The 20638-nt window shown below is 70.3% G+C and carries 16 protein-coding genes and 1 pseudogene; 4 read left to right on the forward strand and 13 right to left on the reverse strand.

Annotation, left to right across the window (positions count from 1 at the left end):
* The 9 genes and pseudogenes from ACFQ4H_RS30190 to deoC all read right to left on the reverse strand — a co-directional run.
* Positions 1 to 649: pseudogene (locus tag ACFQ4H_RS30190) on the reverse strand (thiol reductant ABC exporter subunit CydC); the annotation flags it as partial.
* Positions 650 to 780: 131 nt separating this feature from the next.
* Complete coding sequence (gene cydD, locus ACFQ4H_RS30195) at positions 781 to 2487, reverse strand: thiol reductant ABC exporter subunit CydD (RefSeq protein ID WP_377577638.1); 1707 nt, start codon at positions 2485 to 2487, stop codon at positions 781 to 783.
* Positions 2484 to 3488, reverse strand: a complete 1005-nt coding sequence (gene cydB, locus ACFQ4H_RS30200) for a cytochrome d ubiquinol oxidase subunit II (RefSeq protein ID WP_377577573.1) — start codon at positions 3486 to 3488, stop codon at positions 2484 to 2486. Before cydB ends, cydD begins: the two co-directional genes overlap by 4 nt.
* Before the next feature lie 11 nt (positions 3489 to 3499).
* On the reverse strand, positions 3500 to 4768 hold the full coding sequence (locus tag ACFQ4H_RS30205; RefSeq protein ID WP_377577577.1) for a cytochrome ubiquinol oxidase subunit I: 1269 nt from the start codon (positions 4766 to 4768) through the stop codon (positions 3500 to 3502).
* A gap of 123 nt (positions 4769 to 4891) precedes the next feature.
* Positions 4892 to 5797 carry a M56 family metallopeptidase gene (locus tag ACFQ4H_RS30210; RefSeq protein ID WP_377577580.1) on the reverse strand — a complete coding sequence of 302 codons (906 nt, stop codon included), beginning with the start codon at positions 5795 to 5797 and terminating at the stop codon, positions 4892 to 4894.
* Between the two features lie 7 nt (positions 5798 to 5804).
* The gene (locus tag ACFQ4H_RS30215; protein ID WP_377577583.1) at positions 5805 to 6182 is read right to left on the reverse strand and encodes a BlaI/MecI/CopY family transcriptional regulator; all 378 of its coding nucleotides are present in this window, start codon (positions 6180 to 6182) and stop codon (positions 5805 to 5807) included.
* Positions 6183 to 6338: 156 nt separating this feature from the next.
* Positions 6339 to 7163 (reverse strand): aldehyde dehydrogenase family protein, encoded by an 825-nt coding sequence (locus ACFQ4H_RS30220; protein ID WP_377577586.1) that lies wholly within the window; start codon positions 7161 to 7163, stop codon positions 6339 to 6341.
* A complete protein-coding gene (locus tag ACFQ4H_RS30225) occupies positions 7156 to 8586 on the reverse strand; it encodes an aldehyde dehydrogenase family protein (RefSeq protein ID WP_377577641.1) in 1431 nt (476 codons plus the stop codon). Before ACFQ4H_RS30225 ends, ACFQ4H_RS30220 begins: the two co-directional genes overlap by 8 nt.
* Positions 8587 to 8588: 2 nt before the next feature.
* Positions 8589 to 9548, reverse strand: a complete 960-nt coding sequence (gene deoC / locus ACFQ4H_RS30230; protein WP_377577589.1) for a deoxyribose-phosphate aldolase — start codon at positions 9546 to 9548, stop codon at positions 8589 to 8591.
* 62 nt (positions 9549 to 9610) lie between these two features.
* Here deoC and upp point away from each other — a divergent pair, with 62 nt between their 5' ends.
* Entirely contained in the window at positions 9611 to 10243 is a 633-nt protein-coding gene (upp, locus tag ACFQ4H_RS30235; protein ID WP_377577592.1) for a uracil phosphoribosyltransferase, read from the forward strand.
* A gap of 309 nt (positions 10244 to 10552) precedes the next feature.
* Positions 10553 to 11230 (forward strand): GOLPH3/VPS74 family protein, encoded by a 678-nt coding sequence (locus ACFQ4H_RS30240; RefSeq protein WP_377577595.1) that lies wholly within the window; start codon positions 10553 to 10555, stop codon positions 11228 to 11230.
* 63 nt (positions 11231 to 11293) lie between these two features.
* Here ACFQ4H_RS30240 and ACFQ4H_RS30245 read toward each other — a convergent pair whose 3' ends face one another.
* Together ACFQ4H_RS30245 and ACFQ4H_RS30250 are read right to left on the reverse strand one after the other, a co-directional pair.
* Positions 11294 to 12964, reverse strand: coding sequence for a phospho-sugar mutase (locus ACFQ4H_RS30245; RefSeq protein WP_377577598.1), 1671 nt, complete (start codon positions 12962 to 12964; stop codon positions 11294 to 11296).
* A gap of 112 nt (positions 12965 to 13076) precedes the next feature.
* Positions 13077 to 15446 (reverse strand): protein kinase domain-containing protein, encoded by a 2370-nt coding sequence (locus ACFQ4H_RS30250; RefSeq protein WP_377577601.1) that lies wholly within the window; start codon positions 15444 to 15446, stop codon positions 13077 to 13079.
* Between the two features lie 205 nt (positions 15447 to 15651).
* Between ACFQ4H_RS30250 and ACFQ4H_RS30255 the strand changes: the two genes are divergently transcribed.
* Positions 15652 to 17235 (forward strand): acyl-CoA mutase large subunit family protein, encoded by a 1584-nt coding sequence (locus tag ACFQ4H_RS30255; RefSeq protein WP_377577604.1) that lies wholly within the window; start codon positions 15652 to 15654, stop codon positions 17233 to 17235.
* Positions 17236 to 17665: 430 nt separating this feature from the next.
* A complete protein-coding gene (locus tag ACFQ4H_RS30260) occupies positions 17666 to 18919 on the forward strand; it encodes an amidohydrolase (RefSeq protein WP_377577607.1) in 1254 nt (417 codons plus the stop codon).
* 75 nt (positions 18920 to 18994) lie between these two features.
* Here the strand turns inward: ACFQ4H_RS30260 and ACFQ4H_RS30265 are convergent, their stop codons facing one another.
* Together ACFQ4H_RS30265 and ACFQ4H_RS30270 are read right to left on the reverse strand one after the other, a co-directional pair.
* Positions 18995 to 19795: a 2OG-Fe(II) oxygenase gene (locus ACFQ4H_RS30265; protein ID WP_377577610.1), complete on the reverse strand. Its 801-nt coding sequence runs from the start codon at positions 19793 to 19795 to the stop codon at positions 18995 to 18997.
* Between the two features lie 57 nt (positions 19796 to 19852).
* On the reverse strand, positions 19853 to 20629 hold the full coding sequence (locus tag ACFQ4H_RS30270) for a PhzF family phenazine biosynthesis protein (RefSeq protein WP_377577613.1): 777 nt from the start codon (positions 20627 to 20629) through the stop codon (positions 19853 to 19855).
* Between the last annotated feature and the right edge of the window lie 9 nt (positions 20630 to 20638).

Raw genomic sequence — 20638 nt, forward strand, 5'->3', positions numbered from 1 at the left:
GGTCGACCGCATCCGTCGCCAGCGCGCCGCGTAGCGGGGCGACCCGGTCGGCCGTACGCCGGGTCAGCGCCGTAGCCGCCGCCGGCAGGGCCACCCCGGCGATCAACAGCCCGACGGCCAGCGCCAGCGCAGCGGCCGGGGAGACGATGGCCGTACCGGCGATGGCCAGCAGGCCAACGACGCCGGCTGCCGCCCCCGGCACCAGGACCCGGAGCAGCAGATCCTGGACGGTCTCCACGTCGGACACCAGCCGACTGAGCGCATCGCCGGACCGCTCCGGCGGGGCGGTACGGCGGTTGGCGAGGGTGGCGAAGACCCGGGCCCGTACGTCAGTGATGATCCGCAGGGTCGCGTCGTGCCCGGCCAGTCGCTCGGTGTAGCGCAGCAGTCCCCGGCTGATGGCCAGGGCCCGGACCGCGACGATTGCCACGGTGAGCGCATCCAGTTCCGGGCGGCCGGCGGCGGTGATGAGCAGCCAGGTGGCGGTCGCCATCAGGGTGAGCCCGGCGAGTTCGGTGCTGGCGGCCAGCAGCCCCGACCCGATCAACCGGCCCAGGTAGGGACGGGCCAGCCGCAACACGGTCCGCTCCGGCGCCAAGCCATCCGAACCGTCGTGAACCTGGCTGATTCGCTCACTGCGTTCGCTCATGACCCCACCTCACTGCGTTCGGCGGTGTCATGAGTGCTACCGAGCTGGCTGATTCGCTCACTGCGTTCGCTCATGACCCCACCTCACTGCGTTCGGCGGTGTCATGAGGGCTGCTGAGCTGGCTGATTCGCTCACGACCCCACCTCACTGCGCCCGCCGTAGCTCGCGGTCGGAGTGGCGGCCGGGGTCAGTTCGGTCAACCGGCCGTCCTCGATCCGCAGGATCCGGTCTGCCTCGTCGAGCAGGGCCGGTCGGTGGGCGACCAGCAGAGCCGTACGACCGGCCACGAGCCGGCGGGTGGCGTCCAGTACGGCCGCCTCCGAAGCACCGTCGAGCCGGGCGGTGGGCTCGTCGAGCAGCACGATGGGCGCGTCCCGCAGGAAGGCGCGGGCCAGCGCGACCCGTTGCCGCTGCCCGCTGGACAGGCCGTGACCCCGTTCGCCGAGCAGGGTGTCGAGGCCGTCCGGAAGGGCTGCGACCACGTCGTCGAGGACGGCGGCCCGGACCGCCCGCTGTAGTTCGGTCGGCGGGGTCTCCGGCGCGCCGAGGCAGATGTTCTCCGCCACCGAGTCGGCGAACAGGTGGGCGCGTTGCGGCACCCAGGCGATCTGTCGTCGCCACCCGTCGAGGTCGACGGTGGCGAGGTCCACGCCGTCGACCAGGATCCGTCCGCTGGTGGGGGTTACGAAGCCGAGTAGCAGCCCCAGCAGGGTGCTCTTGCCCGCACCGCTCGGCCCGATGATGGCGATCCGCTCACCCGGCCGGATGGTCAGGGTCACGTCCCGCAGGGCGGTGCCGCGCTCGTACTCGACGGTGACCGCCTCGAACCGGATCTCCCCGGCCTCAGGCGCTGGGAGGGGACCCTTTCCATCGGTTTCTGCCTTGGAAGGGGCCCTTCCCAACACCGAGAACACGTCGTTCAGCGCGGTCAGGCCCTCCATGCTGGCGTGGAACCGGCTGCCGGCGGACCGCAGCGGGAGGTAGGCCTCCGGGGTGAGCAGCAGCACCAGCAGCGCCGTCTGGAGGATCAGCCCACCGCCGAGCAGCCGTATGCCGACCGGCACCGCGACCAGCGCCACCGACAGCGTGGCGACCAGTTCGAGCACCAGCCCGGACAGGAACGCGATGCGCAGGGTCTTCATTGTGGCCGCCCGGTGGCCGTCGGCCATCCGCCGGACCACCTCGACCTGGGCCCGGGCCCGGCCGAACGCCCGCAGGGTGGGCAGCCCGGCGACCATGTCCAGGAAGTGCCCGCCGAGCATGGCGAGCCGCCGCCACTGGCGTTCGGTGGCGGCTTGTGCCTGCCAGCCGAGCAGCGCCCCGAAGATCGGGATCAGTGGCAGCGTAACGGCGACGATGAGGGCGGAACTCCAGTCGGCGAAGACGAGCCGGGCGAGTACCGCGACCGGCACGGTGACACTGAGCACGAGCTGGGGCAGGTAGCCGGTGAAGTACGCGTCCAACGCGTCCAGACCGCGTCCGGCGAGGGTGGCCAGCCGTCCCGCCTGCTGCCCGGCCAGCCAGCCGGGTCCGCGCCGACCGACGGCGTCGAGCAGGTCGGTACGCAGCGTGGCCTTGACCGTCGCCGCCATCCGGGCGGAGACCGCTCCCTGCGCCCAGACCAGGACGGCCCGGCCTGCCACGGTGAGGACGAACGCGGCGAGCGCGACCCGGTCCAGTCGCCCCACGGCGGCTTCCGCCAACACGGTCGCCAGGGCGGTGGCCTGCGCGATGATCAGTGCGGCGGTCAGTACCCCGAGAGTAGCGAGCACGGCGAGATGACGCCGGGTCGCGGGGACCCGGCGCAGCAGACGTGGGTCGAAGGGGCGGCGGTTCACCAGTACACCGGTGCCCGGCCGTCGATCCGCCCGCGGAATACCCACCAGCACATCATCTGAAAGCCTAGTAGGGCCGGAAGCAGCGGCAGCAGCAGCCAGGTGAGCAGACGAAGGGTCGGTCCGCTGGCGGTGGCGTCGGTCACGGTCAGGCTCGCCACCGGATCGACCGTCGACACCAGCGCGTAGGGCCAGGTCGCCGCCCCGACCAGCAGCACCGGGAGGGCCAGCGCCAGCGAGGTGGCGGCGAAGGCCGCGCCGGGCCGTCGGGCGAACGCGCCGCCGGCCAGCACCAGCGCCCCGACCAGCACCACCAGCAGGAGTACGGCGACAGCCGGCTGTTGCACGGTGTGCCGTACCTGCTCGGAAAGCAGGCCCATGGCGGTGGCCGTGGCGAGCGCGGCCAGCGCGACCGGCACCAGTCGGCGGCCGATCCGGGCGTAGCGCTGCGCCGGTTCGGCGGGTAGCCGCAGGGCGAGGAAGGCGGCGCCGTGTACGGCGACCAGGCCGACCAGGGCCAGGCCACACGCGGCGACGAACGGGGTGATGAGGTGCGTCACCCCTTCGACGTGACCGTCCCGGTGCAGCGGTACGCCCTGGAGGAGTCCGGCGAGGACGGCGCCCCAACCGAGGGCGGCCAGCACGCTGCCGGCCACCACGAGGTGGTCCCAGTTCGTACGGGCCCGGTCCCCGGCCGGGCGGCTGCGCAGCTGTACCGCGGCGGTGACCAGGACCACACCGGTGAGGGCGATCACCACGGCCGGATACAGCCCGGAGAGCAGTTCTCCCTCCAGCATCGGGAACGCCCCGAACAGGATGCCGACCGCCGCGACGAGCCAGACCTCGTTGCCGAGGAAGAACGGTCCGACGGAGTTGAGGACCGCCCGGCGTAGGGCCGGGTGACCGGACCGGGCGAGTAGCACTCCGACGCCGTAGTCGTAGCCGCCGAGCACGAGGTAGGTGGCGAAGAAGAGGCCCAGCAGGGCGTACCAGGCGAGTTCCATGGTCGGTTCCCCTAACCGGCGAGGATGGGCGCGGGATGGTTGTCGGGGCGTTCAGAAATGTTGCCGGGGCTCCTGGGGGGTTGCCCCAGGGCCAGGTCGTGGGGGCCGCGATGGGCGTGCCGGGCCATCAACACCCAGTTGGTGACGGCCAGCGCGCCGAGTAGCAGGGTGAAGCCGATGAACGAGGTGAGCATCACGCCGCCGCTGACCGGGCTGACCGCGTCCTCGACCTTGAGTAGCCCGTACGCGGCCCAGGGCTGGCGGCCGATCTCCCGGGCCAGCCAGCCGAGGATCGCCGCGACGAACGGCAGCGGTACGGCCAGCAGCATCAGGTAGAGCGGGAACCTCAGCCGGATGATCCAGTCCCGGTAGAGCAGCGGCAGGAGCAGGATCCCCCAGAAGAGGGCGAAGCCGATGAGGATCATGAAGCCGAGACCCACGTTGGCCAGCACCGGTGGGGTGTAGTCGCCGGGACCGAACTGGGCGGTCCACTGTGCGACGGTGGCCTCCCTGGCGGCGTTGTCACCGTACTTGGTGGGTTGCACCGAGCTGACCGGGCCGAGCTGGGCGAAGCCGAAGCCCATCACGAAGATGGTGGCGGTCGTGGCGGTGACCAGGCCGATCCGCAGTGACCTGCGGAACAGCGCGTAGTCCGGGGTACGGCGGATCAGGTGCCAGGAGCTGACGCCCGCCATCAGGACGCCGCCGGTCAGCAGGGCGGCGGCGACCACGTGGCCGAAGGCCATGCCCAGGGTGGGGTTGGTGAGCAGGGCGGAGAAGTCGGTCAGGTGGGCGACCCCGTCGCGTACCTCGTAGCCGACCGGGTTCTGGAGGAACGAGTTGGCCACCATGACCCAGAATGCCGAGGCGTACGCGGTGAGGGCGACGCCCCACAGCAGTGCCAGGTGTACGCCCCGACGCAACCGGTGCCAGCCGAAGATCCACATTCCGAGGAACGTGGACTCCAGGAAGAAGGCCACCAGGGTCTCGATGGCCAGCGGAGCGCCGAAGACGTTTCCGACGTAGCGGGACAGGCCGCTCCAGTTCAGTCCGAACTGGAACTCCATCACGATGCCGGTCGCGATGCCGAGCACGTAGTTGATCACGTACAGCGTGCCCCAGAAGCGGGTGAGTCGCTCGTACTCGGGTTTCCGGGTGATGAACCAGGCGGTCTGGAGGTAGACGAGCAGGGCGACGAGTCCGAGCGTGACGATGACGAACAGGAAGTGGATCGAGGTGGTCGTAGCGAACTGGAGGCGGGCGAGGAGCAGCGTGTCCATGGCCACCCTTCAGCGGTAGGCGTCCTTTAGTGGTGAGCCTACATGTAGCTTCACTACCTATTATTACTACATTCTGTAGTAGATCTGTCCATGGTGCTGCCCCGACGACCCCTTCCAGGTTGGTCAGTTGAGAAAGAGTGAGATCGGCAGAGTGACGATCATGGCCGCTATCGAGAGTGCCGCCGCGCCGCGTATCCGTGGCGGCCGACCGGCGACGAGCAGGCGCTGCACCCGTACGTCGAGGTGCTGATCGGCGATGCCGAGCGTCCCGGCCGGGGCGATCCGCGAACCGGCGGTGGCGAACCGCAGCAGGGCGGCGGCCAGCGGGCCGTCGGCGTGCAGTCGTCGAGCCTTGTCGTCCGCCCGCATCTCGACCAGCAGGGCGACGGTCTCGTTCGCCGCCCGGACCCACCTGACCCAGGGCAGCGTCTGGCTCAACGCGGTGAACGGCAACAGCACCAGATCATGTCGCTCGTCGGCATGTGCCCGTTCGTGGCTGAGCACCGCCGCGAGCTGTGGCCGGTCGAGCAGGCTAAGTGTGCCGGCGCTGACCACCACCCGGGGACGCACTCCGGGCAGGCAGTACGCCGCCGCACTCGGGTGGTCGAGCACCAGTGCGCCGGGGGCCGCCGGATCGTCCCGGGCGACCAGGGTGAGCAGGTCGCGGTGGCGTTGCTGGGCCAGCAGCGTGTTGTAGAGGCTGCGGGCGGTCGAACCGAGCAGGACCGCCGCTATACCGAACCCGATCCCGACCAGGCTGAACTGCACGACGCCCAGACCGGGTGGCAGATCTCCCTGGAACAGGTCGGTGGCGAGTCGGACCAGGGCACTGCCGGTGGGCAGGTTGTACGGGGCCAGCCCGATCGCCATCGGCAGGCCGATCGCGGACAGCCCGAGGGCGAGGCCGATCGCCTGCCAGCACACGATGGCGACCCGGGGACTACGCCAGGTCCAGGTGGAGCGGGTCAGTATCTGGGCGAGGAGGTAGCACGCCAGGGCGGCACCGGCGAAGTGTGCGGCGTACACCATGGCGGCATCAGCCCTGTCGGTCCGCTGCCTCGTCGGCAAGGGCCGCGCGGAGCACCTCGGCCTCGGTGCCGGTCACCGACCGGGCGAAGCGCACCAGGGCGGCGTCCCGGCTGCCGGCCAGGTCGAGCGCGTCGAGCATCAGTTTGGCGATGTGCGCCTCCCGGGTGGCGGCCGGTCGGTAGCTCCAGGCCCGACCGTCCCGTTCGCGTTCGACCATGCCCTTGCCGGCCAGCCGGTCCAGCACGGTCATCACCGTTGTGTAGGCCAACTCGCGGCCCGACAGCGCGTCGGCCACCTCGCGTACCGTGACGCCCGTCGTCGTGCCCGCGGTCCGGTCCCAGAGGACGTCCATCACCGCACGTTCGAGGTCACCCAGTCGCGTCACGCAGCCAAGCCTACCGCCTGTAGTAGTTTCCCCGCGCACCCCTCAGTTGATCATGAAGTTATCGCCGCGACACGCCGAGGCGGGCGGCGATAACTTCATGATCAACACGAGAAGGGCGGGCGGGGTGGGGCGGGGGCGGGGGGATTGACGGGGGGATCAGACGCCCTTGGGGTGCCAGACGGTCTTGGTCTCCAGGAACGCGGTGATCCGGGCCAGGCCGGGATCGGCGGTCCAGTCGACCGGTGTCGCGGCCGGGCGGAGGACCCGCTTGAGGTTGCCGGCGGCGGCCTGCTCCAGCTCCACCGCCAGGGTCGGGTCGGTCACGCCGGTCAGGTCGATGGCGTTGACGTCCAGGTGGCTGGCGAGCCAGGGGGCGGTCTCGGCGGCCCGGCCGGTGAGGATGTTCACCACCCCGCCCGGCAGGTCCGAGGTGGCCAGCACCTCGGCCAGGGTGACCGCAGCCAGCGGCAGTTCCTCGGCGGCGAGCACCACCACCGTGTTGCCGGTGACGATCGCCGGGGCGATCACGCTGACCAGTCCGAGCAGCGCCGAGTCCGCCGGGGCGACCACGCCGACCACCCCCGTCGGCTCGGAGGCGGAGAGATTGAAGTACGGGCCGGCGACCGGGTTCGCGCCGCCGTACACCTGGGCGACCTTGTCGGCCCAGCCGGCGTACCAGACCCAGCGGTCGATCGCCTCGTCCACCTCGGCAACGGTCAGGCCGAGCCCGACGAACTGGTCGCGCCGGCCCTCCAGCATCTCGGCGACCCGGTAGAGGATCTGTCCCCGGTTGTACGCCGTCGCGCCCGACCAGCCCTTGACCGCCGCCCGGGCGGCCAGCACCGCGTCCCGGGCGTCCTTACGCGAGGCCAGCGCCACGTTGGATTCCTGCACGAGATACGACCGCCCCGACTCGCTGCGCGGGAACTTCCCGCCGATGAAGAGCTTGTACGTCTTCCGTACCGCCAGCCGTTCAGACATCGAGGTACGCCTCCAGCCCGTGCCGGCCGCCCTCGCGACCGTAGCCCGACTCCTTGTAACCGCCGAACGGAGAGGTCGGGTCGAACTTGTTGAATGTGTTCGCCCACACCACGCCGGCCCGCAACCGGTCGGCCATCCACAGGATCCGGGAACCCTTCTCGGTCCAGATCCCGGCCGACAGGCCGTACGGCGTGTTGTTGGCCTTCTCGACCGCCTCCGCCGGGGTACGGAAGGTCAGCACGGACAGCACCGGTCCGAAGATCTCCTCACGGGCGATCCGGTGCGCCTGGGTGACCCCGGTGAAGATCGTCGGGGCGAACCAGAAGCCCTGCTCAGGCAGCTCGCACGGCGGCGACCAGCGCTCGGCGCCCTCGGCCGACCCGATCTCGGAGAGGGTACGGATCCGGTCCAGCTGCGCAGCCGAGTTGATCGCCCCGATGTCGGTGTTCTTGTCCAGCGGGTCACCGACCCGCAGCCGGGCCATCCGCCGCTTGAGTGACTCCAGTACCGGCTCGTAGACCGACTCCTGAACCAGCAGCCGGGAGCCGGCGCAGCAGACGTGCCCCTGGTTGAAGAAGATCCCGTTGACGATGCCCTCGACCGCCTGGTCGATCGGCGCGTCGTCGAAGACGATGTTGGCCGCCTTGCCACCCAACTCCAGGGTGAGCTTCTTGCGGGTGCCGGCCACCGCGCGGGCGATGGCCCGACCGACCTCGGTCGAGCCGGTGAAGGCGACCTTGTCGATTCCGTCGTGCGACACCAGGGCCTGCCCGGTCGCGCCCGCACCGGTGACGATGTTGACCACGCCGGGCGGCAGGTCGGCCTGCTGGCAGATCTCGGCGAAGAGCAGTGCGGTCAGCGGGGTCGTCTCGGCCGGCTTCAGCACCACCGTGTTCCCGGCGGCCAGCGCCGGGGCGATCTTCCAGGCCAGCATCAGCAGCGGGAAGTTCCACGGGATGACCTGCCCGGCGACGCCCAGCGGCTGCGGATTCGGGCCGAACCCGGCGTACGGCAGTTTGTCCGCCCAGCCGGCGTAGTAGAAGAAGTGGGCTGCCACCAGCGGGATGTCCACGTCCCGCGACTCGCGGATCGGCTTGCCGTTGTCGAGCGACTCCAGCACGGCCAGCTCCCGGCCGCGTTCCTGGATGATCCGGGCGATCCGGTAGAGGTACTTCGCCCGGTCCCGGCCCGGCATCGGGCCCCAGACCTGCTCGTACGCCTGGCGGGCGGCGCGCACCGCCCGGTCGACGTCCTGCGCGCCGGCCTCGGCGACCTCGGCCAGGACCTCCTCGGACGCCGGGTTGACTGTCTTGATCATCCCGCCGTCACCCGGATCGACGAACTCGCCGTTGATGAACAGCCCGTACGACGGCTTGATGTCCACCACCGACCGGGACTCGGGCGCGGGAGCGTATTCGAACATCATCAGTCCAGGGTGAAGTAGTCGGGGCCGGGGTAGGTGCCGGTGGACAGCTTGGTGCGCTGCATCAGCAGGTCGTTGAGGAGCGTGGAGGCGCCGAACCGGAACCAGTCCGGGTGCAGCCAGTCCTCCCCGGCCGTCTCGTTGACGGTGACCAGGTACTTGATGGCGTCCTTGGTGGTCCGGATACCGCCCGCCGGTTTCACCCCGACCTGACGGCCGGTGGCCGCGCGGAAGTCACGTACGGCTTCCAACATCACCAGCGTGACCGGCAGGGTGGCGGCCACCGGCACCTTGCCGGTCGAGGTCTTGATGAAGTCACCACCGGCCAGCATCGCCAGCCAGGAGGCCCGCCGTACGTTGTCGTAGGTGGCCAGCTCACCGGTCTCCAGGATGACCTTGAGGTGGGCGTCCCCACAGGCGGCCTTGACCGCGACGATCTCGTCGTAGACCTCCCGGTAGCGGCCGGACAGGAACGCGCCCCGGTTGATCACCATGTCGATCTCGTCCGCGCCGGCGGCGACGGCCGCCTCGGTGTCGGCGATCTTCACCGGCAGCGGTGCCTGCCCGGACGGGAAGGCGGTCGCCACGCTGGCCAGGTGCACGTTCGAGCCAGCCAGCGCCTCGGCGGCCACCGGCACCATCGCCGGATAGACACAGACGGCGGCCACCGGCGGGCAGGTCGGGTCGGCCGGGTCCGGCCGCTGTGCCTTGGCAGACAGTGCACGTACCTTGCCGGGGGTGTCCGCGCCTTCCAGCGTGGTCAGGTCGACCATCCGGATCGCCAGGTCGATCGCCCACGCCTTGGCAGAGGTCTTGATCGATCGGGTGCTCAGCATCGCCGCGCGCTGTTCCGCGCCGACCTGGTCAACGCCGGGCAGACCGTGCAGAAACGCCCGAAGGGTCGCTTCGGTTCGCCCCAGGTCGGACAGGTCGGACCTGGCCGACGTCGTTGTCGCCGTCATGGGAGTGAGTCTACGCACCCCGGCTCTACGTGATCTTGGTCGCGGACGTAGGTTGGGCGTTCGTGGACGTACTCGTGGTTGACCATCCCCTTGCCCAGTCGCGGCTGACCGCGATGCGTGATGCCCGTACCGACTCGGCCTCCTTCCGGGCCGCACTGCACGAACTCACCACCATGCTGGTGTACGAGGCCGCGCGGGCCTTCCCCGCCGAGCGCTACCCGGTCCAGACCCCGGTGGCGATGACCGAGGGCACCCGGCTGGCCAACCCACCGCTGCTGGTGCCGGTCCTGCGCGCCGGACTCGGCATGGCCGACGCGGCACTGGCCCTGCTGCCCGAATCCTCCATGGGGTTCGTCGGGCTCGCCCGTGACGAGCAGACCTTCGAACCGCGCGCCTACATGGAGTCGCTGCCCCGGGACCTGACCGACCGCCCAGTCCTGGTACTCGACCCGATGCTGGCCACCGGCGGCTCACTGGAACACTGCTGCCGGATGCTGGCCGAACGCGGCTGCACCGACATCACCGTCGTCTGCGCGCTGGCCGCGCCGGCCGGGGTCGAGCGGCTGGCCCGCTCCGGCCTACCCCTACGCCTGGTCACCGCCTCGATCGACGACGGGCTCAACGAGCACAAGTTCATCGTGCCCGGCCTCGGCGACGCCGGCGACCGCCAGTTCGGCGGCATGCCCCGATTCTGATCTGTTGGCCGTGCCTTCGGCACGGCGGCTCGCTGAACCGTTGGCCCTCGCTCTGCTCGGGCGGCTCGCTGAACCGTTGGCCCTCGCTTTGCTCGGGCGGCTCGCTCCGCGTCGCGCCGCCCCATGCGTCGTCTTCGTCCTGCGCGCACGACGGCTGCGCCGCGTGTGCTCGGACTCCAGACGACGCGGCGGCGCTCGGTCGACTCGCGGGACTCCTTGACCTTTACTCGGTCGACTCGCGGTCGTACTGCGCCGCGCCTGACTTGGAAGGCTCGCGTGGGTGGCGCGGAACGGCTACCGTCTCGGGCCATGACAGGTGTTGCACTCGCCGAAGAGTTGCTGCTGCTGGCCTACGACGACGAGTCAGGCAAGGCGACCGGATCCCGGATCGGACTCGACCTTGGGATGGCAGCCGCCGTCCTGGTCGAGCTGGCGCTGGCCGGCCGGGTGGCGTACTCCGACGGGATGATCGTGGTGACCGACCCGGCACCGATCGGTCACCCGGTCACCGACGAGGTGCTGGCCCGCATCGCCGCCGAGCCTGCGAACACGCCCGCGTCCTGGGTGCAGCGGCTGCGCCACGGCCTGCGCGACCGGGTTTTGGCCGGGCTGTGTGAGCGGGGCATCGTCCGGGACGTGGGGGAGAAGGCGCTCGGTGCCATCCCGACGCATCGCTACCCGTCGGTCGACGCGTCGGTGGAGACCGACATCCGGCAGCGGTTGGCTGCGGCGTTGACCGACGACAAGTTGCCCGACGAGCGTACGGCGGCGCTGGCCACCCTGGTCGCGGCGACCCGGATGGAACCCAGCCTGGGTGCGGCCGGCGGGGTGGACAGCGAAGCGCACCAGCGGCTGTCGGAGATCGCGGGCGGGGCGGGCTTCTCCGGCGGGATCGGCCTGGAGTCGTCCACGGTCCGCCCGTCGGTGGCGTTGGTGGTCGCCGAACTGACCCGGGCCATCAACGCTGCCCTGGGTGCCCGCAGCTGAGCCGTACCGGCGTTCGAAAGTCAGCTCTGCGGCGCGCCCGGGAGGCGGGCGCGCCGCGTGGCGTCAGGCGATGCCGAGCGCGGTGGCGATCTCGGCGCGCAGCTCCCGCACCCGGGTCGTCGCGCGGTCCCGCGCCGCCGCCAGATCGCCGTCGGTCACCGGCTGGACCACCTCCAGGTACGCCTTGAGCTTCGGCTCGGTGCCCGATGGCCGGATCACCACCCGGGCGGAGTCCGTACGCAGGATCACCACGTCCGATGCGGGTAGCAGGTCCTCGACCGAGGTGACCGGATCACCGAGCAGGTTGGTCGGGGTGGTGGCCCGGATCCGGGTCATGGCCTGGGCGATCTCCCGCAGGTCGTCGACCCGTACGGAGAGCTGGTCGGTGAGGTAGATCCCGAACTCGCTGGCCAGCTCGTCGAGCCGGTCGGTCAGGCTGCGTCCCTGCGCCTTGAGCCCGGCGGCAAGTTCGGCGACGGTGAGCGCGGCGGTGATGCCGTCCTTGTCCCGTACGTGGTCCGGGGCGACGCAGTAGCCGAGCGCCTCCTCGTAGCCGAAGGCCAGCGGGGCGTCACCGGACTCGGCCCGGACGATCCACTTGAATCCGGTCAGCGTCTCGTCGTAGGGGAGTCCACGGGCGGCGCACACCGACCGGAGCAGCGAGGACGAGACGATCGTGGTCGCGTACAGCCCGGGTACGCCCCGACGGATCAGATGGTCGGCCAGCAGTACGCCGACCTCGTCGCCACGGAGCATCCGCCAGCCCAGCGTGGTGTCCCGGACCGCGACGGCGCACCGGTCGGCGTCCGGGTCGTTGGCGATGGCGATGTCCGCGTCGGTGCGTTGGGCGAGGGCGATGAGCAGGTCGGTGGCCCCCGGCTCCTCCGGGTTGGGGAAGGCCACGGTGGGAAAGTCGGGATCGGGTTCGGCCTGTTCCGCCACCACTCCCGGTACGGCGAAGCCGGCCCGGGCGAAGACTGCGGTGAGCACCGAGGCACCCACCCCGTGCAGTGGCGTGTACGCGACGGCCAGGTCACGGGGTCCGTCCGGGTCGATCACCGACGCCGCCTCCTCCACATAGGCGGCGACGACATCGTTGCCGAGCACCTGGCCCGGCTCACCCAACGGCACCTTGCACAGTGGTCCGACCGCGCGGATCGCGGCCTCGATCTCCATATCGGCCGGTGGGACGATCTGCGCCCCGGCGCCCCGCAGGCCGCCGAGCTGCGCCCCCAGATAGACCTTGTAACCGTTGTCCCGGGGCGGGTTGTGGCTGGCGGTGACCATCACCCCGGCCACGCCGGCGAGGGCGCGTACGGCATACGCCAGCACCGGGGTGGGCAGTGGCCGGGGGAGCAGTACGGCGGGTCGGCCGGCACCGGTGGCGACCTGGGCGGTCCGTTCGGCGAAGGCCCTGGAGCCGTGCCGGGCGTCGTACCCGATGATCAGTGGCCCGGTCGCCCCACTGGCCGCCAGCCAGCCGACCAGGCCGGCTGCGGCCTGGGTGACGACGGCGAGGTTCATGCCGTTGGGGCCGGCCCGCAGTGGGCCCCGCAGCCCGGCGGTGCCGAAGGTCAGTGGACCGGCGAACCGGTCGGCCAGTTCGGCCGCGCTGGCGGGCAGGCGGTCGAGCACCTCCCGCAGTTCGTCCTGGCTCGTCGGGTCCGGGTCGTCGGCCAGCCATGCCTCGGCCCGGTCACGCAGTTCGTCGATCTCAATCGTCTCCGCCGCCATGCCGTCGTTGATAGCACGGCGGCGGTTCCGGCGCTCGCGGTGTCCCCGGCTGGAGCGGTCGTCCGCGCCGGTTGGATCAGCTGCCTACCGGTTCGATCAGCTGCCTACCGGTTCAGCTGGCCTCGGTGAGCTGGAACGAACGGACCATCTCGTCGAAGATCGGCTTACTCTCCTCGAATCGGGCATTGCCGGAGGTCAGGTAGAAGGAGTAGGCCTTTCCGTCGGTGACGAGCCCGCGCCAGATCCCGTGCCGCATGGATTCACCTTCGCCACAGTTGTATTCGAGTTCGGCGGCCGGCTTGCCGCCCAGCTCCTGGTCGGTGATGGCCAGTTGGGCGTACGGCCGGGCACATGTCTTGGTGTTGCCCTTCAGGACGTTCGAGGCGATCTCGGCCCAGCGGCGTGGGTCGTCGCCCTTGAACGGTTCCACGATGATGCGTACCCGGCGGCCACTGTCCTCCGGGTCGGTGTAGTCGACGTAGTAACCGCCGGACGACTTCCTGGTCCAGCCCTTCGGGACGTTGACCGAGACACCCTTGTCCGAGTGGGCCTGGGTCTCGGGGGCGCTGCCGGCGGGTGCGGACGACGAGGTCGCCTGCGGGGGTGGCGTCGGGTCGGGGTCGGAGCCGCTGAACATGAACACCAGGCCGAGCAGCAGTACGACCGCCACCCCGCCGGCCACCGCGAGCTGGACCTTGCGCGGCCAGCCCTTGATCGTGGTGATCAGCTGACCACCGGCCTGTCGGGTCCGGTCCAGTGCCGCGTTGCCGCCGCCGGGCTGTCCGCCGGCCGGTACGGGCCCGACCGGGGGGAAACCACCCGGCTGTGGGGTGCCCGGATAGAACCCACCGGGAGGGGGTGGGAAGCCGCCCGGCGCGTTCGGGCCGGTCGGGAAGCCGCCGCCCGGCGCGTTCGGGCCGGTCGGGAAGCCGCCCGGTGTACCCGTACCGGTCGGGAAACCGATGCCCTGCGGTACCGCACCGGGGTACGGCCCGTTCTGGGCCGGACCGCCCCCGTACAGGCCACCGGGTTGGGGGCCGGCGGGGGGGAAGCCACCCGGCTGGTGGCTGGCGGGTCCGGTGCCGGTCACGACCTGGCCGCTGATCACCCGACCACTGCCGAGCGGCCCCGGACTGACCACGCCGGTGGGCTGTTCCCACCGTTCGGTCGGGTCCGCCGAGCCTGCCGCCCGGTTCGGGGCGGGCATCGCCCCGGTGGGGACGTTCAGCGGATCGGCGGCGGACGACGGCATCGCGCCGGTCGGGACGTCCAACGCATCGGCGGCCGGTGCCGCCATCGGGCTGGGAGCGGGCATCGCCCCGGTCGGGATGCTCAACGCGGCGGCGGTGGCCGGGCTCGGCGCGCCGGGGCTGGCGCCGGCTGCCGGGTCGAGGGACGGGTTCTCAGCGCCTTCCTGTTGCTCGCCCTTGCGTAGCTCGGCCAGCCGGTCGGTGAGCGACTGGCCCGGTGCGATCATCGCCCGGCCGCCGATCTGCCCGCTGGGTTGCGGTGACGGTGGCGGTGGTGCGCTCGGTGCCTGCCACTGTGGGCGCTGCACCGGTACGACCGCGTACGGATCGGTCATCTGGTCGGTGGGTGCCTTGCTGGCCAGGGGACCGGCCAGCAGCTCCCGCAGCATGCTGCGGGCGGTGTGTACGTTCAGCCGCTGGGCGGGGTCCTTCTCCAGCAGACCGAAGAGGATGCGGGTGAGCGGGCCGGAGCGTACCGGCGGGGCGGGCGCGTCCTCGACCACCGCGTGCATCGTCTCGATCGGGTCACCCTTGTCGAAGGGCGGGCGGCCCTCGACGGCGGTGTAGAGCGTCACCCCGAGCGAGAACAGGTCGCTGGGCGGCCCGAAGTCCTGCCCCATGGCCCGTTCCGGCGAGATGAAGTGCGGTGAGCCGAGCACCATGCCGGGGGTGGTCAGCTGGACGTCGGTCGGCATCCGGGCGACGCCGAAGTCGGTCAGTACACACCGGCCATCGGCGCAGATCAGCACGTTGGCCGGCTTGACGTCCCGGTGCAGGACGCCGATCGCGTGTGCGACCTCGAGCGCGCCGAGCAGGGCGATGCCGATCTTGGCGACCGCGCGGGGCGCGACCGGGCCGTCCTCGATCACCATGTCGGCGAGGCTGCGGGCCTCCAGTAGTTCCATCACGATCCAGGGCCGACCGCCCTCGGTGACGACGTCGTACACCTGCACCACGGCGGGGTGCTGAATGGCGGCGGCGGCGCGGGCCTCGCGCAGTGTGCGTTCGTACAGGGCGTCGCGGTCACTGGGCGCGAGTCCTGGTGGGAGTACCACCTCTTTCACCGCGACATCGCGGCGGAGCAGGGTGTCGGCGGCCTGCCACACCGTGCCCATGCCACCGTGGCCCACCGCCGCCCGTAGTTCGTAGCGGCCGCCGATGATGGCACCGGGGGCTGCGCGTCCGTTGGGGGGACTGACTTGTCCCCCGTTCCACGTAGGGATCTGAGTCACAGGATTAGCCACCGGAGAAGATCGAGGGGCTGGGACTGAACCCCCCTATCTTGAACGTTCCGACACCAGAAGGGAAAGCCAACCCGGTACGGCTTTTGGGAAGTCAACCGTGTGTGTCGACCCTCTCACCGTATGTGCTTATTTTGGTATGCAATGTGTGGAATCACGCACCCGATCAAGGGACTCCAGGTCCTACCATCCGGTAATGAGTGAACGGCGGTTAAGTGAGTCCGGTTTCCCGATCGAGTCCGTCTATCGGGAAGTCGATGTGCCCGAGGGGCTGGCCCAGCGGCTCGGCGCGCCGGGCGAGTTTCCGTACACCCGAGGGGTCTACCCGACGATGTACACGTCGCGTCCCTGGACCATGCGGCAGTATGCCGGGTTCGGTACGGCCGCCGAATCCAACGCTCGCTACCACCAGTTGCTGCGCGCCGGGACGATGGGCCTGTCGGTCGCCTTCGACCTGCCCACGCAGATGGGCTACGACTCCGACGACCCGATCGCCCACGGCGAGGTCGGTAAGGTCGGCGTGGCGATCGACTCCATCGAGGACATGCGGCTGCTCTTCGACGGCATTCCGCTCGACCAGGTCTCCACCTCGATGACGATCAACGCACCGGGTTCGGTCCTGCTGCTGCTCTACCAACTTGTGGCAGAGGAAGCCGGGGTGCCCGGCTCGGCGCTGAAGGGGACCATCCAGAACGACATCCTCAAGGAGTACATCGCCCGGGGCACGTACATCTTCCCGCCCAAGCCGTCGCTACGACTGGTGGCGGACACCTTCGGCTACTGCCGTACCGAGGTGCCGAAGTGGAACACCATCTCCATCTCCGGCTACCACATGGCGGAGGCCGGTGCGACGCCCGTGCAGGAGATCGCCTTCACCCTGGCCAACGGTCTGGACTACGTACGCGCCGCGCTGGCCGCCGGGCTGGCCGTCGACGACTTCGCCCCCCGACTGTCGTTCTTCTTCGTCGCCCGGACCACCCTGTTGGAGGAGGTGGCCAAGTTCCGGGCGGCGCGGCGGATCTGGGCCCGGCTGATGCGTGACGAGTTCGGGGCGAAGGACCCGAAGTCGTGGATGCTGCGGTTCCACACCCAGACGGCGGGCGTGCAGCTCACCGCGCAGCAGCCGGAGGTGAACCTGGTCCGGGTGGCCGTGCAGGGGCTCGGGGCGGTGCTCGGCGGAACCCAGTCGCTGCACACCAACAGCTTCGACGAGGCCATCGCCCTGCCCACCGAGAAGGCCGCCCGGCTGGCGCTGCGTACCCAGCAGGTGCTGGCGTACGAGACCGACCTGACCGCCACCGTGGACCCGTTCGCCGGCTCGTACGTGGTCGAGGCGATGACGGACGAGATCGAGTCCGGGGTGCTGGCGCTGATGGACCGGGTCTTCGAGCACGGCTCGTCGGTTGACGCGATCGAGGCGGGGTTCCAGAAGCGGGAGATCGAGACGTCGGCCTACCGGGTGGCCCAGGAGATCGACTCGGGGGAGCGGGTGGTGGTCGGGGTCAACCGGTTCACCGTGGACGAGGAGGAACCGTACGAGCCCCTGCGGGTCGATCCGGCCATCGAGGTGGCGCAGGCCGAACGGTTGGCGAAGCTGCGGGCGTCGCGGGATGCCGACGCCGTCGAGCGGGCGCTGGCCGACCTGCGGGCCGCCGCATCGGGTACGGAGAACGTGCTGTATCCGATGAAGGAGGCGCTGCGGGCCCGGGCGACGGTAGGCGAGGTCTGTGGAACGTTGCGCCAGGTCTGGGGAACGTATCGGCCGACCGACCGTTTCTAGTGTCCTGACGGGTGGATCCGGCGGCCGTTCCCGCTCAGCTTGGACGGCCGGACGGACATGGTGTGCGGGGTCTGATGGTAACGGTGTGCAACCGTGAGATCAGCTCCGCACCCTTCCTGGTCATGGCGGGGTGCCGGCTGGGCGGCCATCGGGCCATCACCTGAAAGGGTGATTTTCCGGACACGGTGTTCTGTGGGTGGAGCTGGGAGAACGTGACCGACAAAACCGTCACGCGTTGTAGGAGGTATGGGGCGGATGTCGGTGTTCGGCAACGATCAACACGCCGTCTCAAACGTTTCCCGAACGCTGCAACCAGGACTTTCGTGACGCTGTGCGGTTCGACCGCTACCGTAACGAAGTTGCGCAGCGTCACCGCCGGAGGTCTAGGCTGTCCGAGTCCTATCCCATCCACAGTGATCGAGAATTCGACGTGACGAGTGCGTTGACGCTGCCGCCCAGCGGACAGCTGGCGTCGTCCTGGCCTGAGACGCCGACCGAAATCCAATCCCTGCCGTGCGAGCTGGACCAGTTGCTGGCATTACGGGTACCCGACTTGATTGCCACCCGTCGTTTCATCCACGCGCATCCGGAACTCTCCGGTCAGGAGTTCGAGACCGCTTCGTTGATCGCCCGCGAGCTGACGAATGCCGGCCTGAGCCCTCGCCTGCTGCCCAAGGGCAACGGTGTCATCTGTGACATCGGCAGCCGATCAAGCGGACCGGTCGTCGCGCTGCGCGCGGACATCGACGCCCTGCCCCTCCAGGACGCCAAGGACGTGTCCTACCGATCGACTGTGGACGGCGCCTGCCACGCGTGTGGACACGACGTACACACCACCGTCCTGCTGGGAGTCGGGCTGTTGCTGGCCCGTCTCGCCGAGCGGGGCGGACTGGATGGCCGGGTCCGGCTGATCTTCCAGCCGGCCGAGGAGATCCTGCCCTGCGGCTCGCTGGAGGTCATCGAGGCCGGTGGGCTCGAGGACGTCGCACAGATCTACGCGCTGCACTGCGACCCCAATCTGCCCGTCGGCCAGGTCGGCCTACGGGTCGGCCCGATCACCGCGGCAGCGGACAACGTCACCGTCCGGCTGACCGGCCCCGGGGGCCACACCGCCCGGCCGTACCTGACCGTGGATCTCGTCGATGCGCTCGGGCGGTTGGTCACCGACGTACCCGCGCTGGTCGCCCGACGGGTACCGGCCAACAGCGGGCTGCTGCTGGTCTTCGGGCAGGCGTCCGCCGGAACCCAGTACAACGTCATCCCGACCGAGGCGGTCGCCGCCGGCACCCTGCGGGTACTCGACCGGAGCACCTGGGAGGCCGCCCCCAAGATCGTGGCGCAGATCGTCCGGGACGTGATCGCCCCGACCGGTGCCACCGTGGACATCGAGTACCTGCGCGGTCGGCCACCGGTGGTCAACGACGCCCGGGCGATCCGGGTCCTCACCGCCGCCACCACCGCAGCCCTGGGCGCGGGCGGGGTCGCGGAGACACCGCAGAGCATGGGTGGCGAGGACTTCTCCTGGTATCTGGAGTACGTGCCCGGCGCCCTGGCCCGACTCGGCGTGGGACGGGCAGCGCCCAACATCGACCTGCACCGGGCATCGTTCGACGTGGACGAGCGGGCGATCTCGGTGGGCGTCCGGCTGCTGGTGCACACCGTACTCAAGGCACTGGCCGACTGAACGGTCCCGGCCGCAGACCGCCGACGGTCCGAGTCACTCGGGAGCCGTCGGCGGTCCGGGTCGGGTGGCGCGTGGTCAGGCGAAGAGCACCAGTGGGTCGCTCGTGCCCCGGACGCCGAGGAAGCAGGCGGCGGTGACCCGGGCCCCCCGCTCCACCCGCCGCACGCCGTGTACCCGTGCCGCGTCGAACATCAAGAGGTCACCCTGGCCCGGCAGGACCGAGAAGTGTGGGTCGCCCAGGGCGGTCCGGTCGAGGCCGTAGTCGGCACGCTTCCGGCTGACGTACTCCGCCTCGCTGGAGAAGATCCCCCAGAAGTCGATCTCGCCACCGTTGCCGGGCTCCGGCACCTGGAGGTAGACGTTGACACCGATCCGCCGGGTCAGCCGATACGACTCGAGCAGCGGGATGTCCCGTTGATCGATGTGCGGATTGGCATGCGCGCCACCCGGCCAGCGCCGGATGATCCCGGGCAGCATGGTCTGCCCCCGGTAGCGGGCGACGGTCGCGCCGTACGGCCACAGTTCGTCGACGTCGAGCCGGAGCAGGTCGGTCGGGGACAACTGGCCGTCGAAGATCTTCTGGCGGATCAGCGCCGTGGTCTCCGCGGCGGTCGCCAGGTAGCGTTCCGCGTTGGTGGTGTTCTCCGCTGCCTCACCGAGCGACGTGCCGAGGCTCTGGAAGTCGTCGGTCAGGGTGTAGCCGGCCGCCTCGCACTCGGTGGTGATCCGGGGCAGTGCCTGCTGACACAGCACCGCGGGGTAGTAGCCGCGATGCCAGATCAGCTCGACCTCCCCACGGATCAGACGGGCGAGCGAGTCGACGGTCAGCTTCTCCTCGTGGCTCAGGTTTTCCTCGTGGCGCAGGGCAATTGCCATGGCGGCTCCTGTCGACGGGGGCACACGGAGGTGGGCGTCGAGGCGGGATTCCGTCGGTCAACTGGTGAGCGTGCCGCGTACGACGGTGACCGCCTGTCCCGCCAGCGTCACCCGATTGTTCCGTAGGGTAATCCTGAGCGAGCCGCCGCGTGGGGACGCCTGTTCGGCCCACAGCTCGTCCCGGCCGAGTCGAGGGGCCCACCAACTTGCCAACGTGCAGTGCGCCGATCCGGTCACCGGGTCCTCCGGAACCCCGACGTTCGGATAGAAGCACCGGCTCACGACGTCCGGTGAGCCGTCGGCCGACGCGGTGACGATCACCCCGCGCCCCGGCACCCGGGCCAGCGCCGCCAGGTCGGGCCGGAGGGCGCGTACCTCGGCTGCGGAGGCCACCTGGACCAGCGTGTCGGAGACGCCCCGCCCGACCGCGACGACGGACGCGCCCCCCACCCCGTCGATGATGTCCTGGGACGGTTCGACCAGCTCCGCCGGATCGGCGGGGAAGTCCATCTCGATCCATCCGCCGTCCCGGATCGAACAGGTCAACTCGCCGCTGCGGGTCCGGAAGACGGAGTCGACGCCCAGGGCATGGGTGGTCGCCAGGGTGGCATGTCCGCACAGGTCCACCTCGGCGACCGGGGTGAACCAGCGCAGCTGCCGTACGCCGTCGACCAGCGGCCCGACGAAGGCGGTCTCCGAATGCCGTAGTTCGGCCGCCACCGATTGCATCCACGCGTCGTCTCGGGGAGAGTCGAGCAGTACGACGCCGGCCGGGTTCCCGCCGAACGGGGTGTCCGTGAAGGCATCGACGATGAATAGATCCAGGTTTGTCATCGTGGTTGC

The sequence above is a fragment of the Micromonospora sonneratiae genome (genome assembly GCF_042679305.1).
Taxonomy (GTDB): Bacteria; Actinomycetota; Actinomycetes; order Mycobacteriales; family Micromonosporaceae; genus Micromonospora_H; species Micromonospora_H sonneratiae.

What these genes read in the sequence shown, in the direction of transcription:
- deoC (WP_377577589.1), bottom strand. Translation starts at nt 9,548, where the DNA reads ATGACGGCGACAACGACGTCGGCCAGGTCCGACCTGTCCGACCTGGGG.
- ACFQ4H_RS30205 (WP_377577577.1), bottom strand. Translation starts at nt 4,768, where the DNA reads ATGGACACGCTGCTCCTCGCCCGCCTCCAGTTCGCTACGACCACCTCG.
- ACFQ4H_RS30240 (WP_377577595.1), top strand. Translation starts at nt 10,553, where the DNA reads ATGACAGGTGTTGCACTCGCCGAAGAGTTGCTGCTGCTGGCCTACGAC.
- ACFQ4H_RS30210 (WP_377577580.1), bottom strand. Translation starts at nt 5,797, where the DNA reads ATGGTGTACGCCGCACACTTCGCCGGTGCCGCCCTGGCGTGCTACCTC.
- cydB (WP_377577573.1), bottom strand. Translation starts at nt 3,488, where the DNA reads ATGGAACTCGCCTGGTACGCCCTGCTGGGCCTCTTCTTCGCCACCTAC.
- ACFQ4H_RS30270 (WP_377577613.1), bottom strand. Translation starts at nt 20,629, where the DNA reads ATGACAAACCTGGATCTATTCATCGTCGATGCCTTCACGGACACCCCG.
- ACFQ4H_RS30265 (WP_377577610.1), bottom strand. Translation starts at nt 19,795, where the DNA reads ATGGCAATTGCCCTGCGCCACGAGGAAAACCTGAGCCACGAGGAGAAG.
- ACFQ4H_RS30245 (WP_377577598.1), bottom strand. Translation starts at nt 12,964, where the DNA reads ATGGCGGCGGAGACGATTGAGATCGACGAACTGCGTGACCGGGCCGAG.
- ACFQ4H_RS30255 (WP_377577604.1), top strand. Translation starts at nt 15,652, where the DNA reads ATGAGTGAACGGCGGTTAAGTGAGTCCGGTTTCCCGATCGAGTCCGTC.
- ACFQ4H_RS30220 (WP_377577586.1), bottom strand. Translation starts at nt 7,163, where the DNA reads ATGTCTGAACGGCTGGCGGTACGGAAGACGTACAAGCTCTTCATCGGC.
- ACFQ4H_RS30225 (WP_377577641.1), bottom strand. Translation starts at nt 8,586, where the DNA reads ATGTTCGAATACGCTCCCGCGCCCGAGTCCCGGTCGGTGGTGGACATC.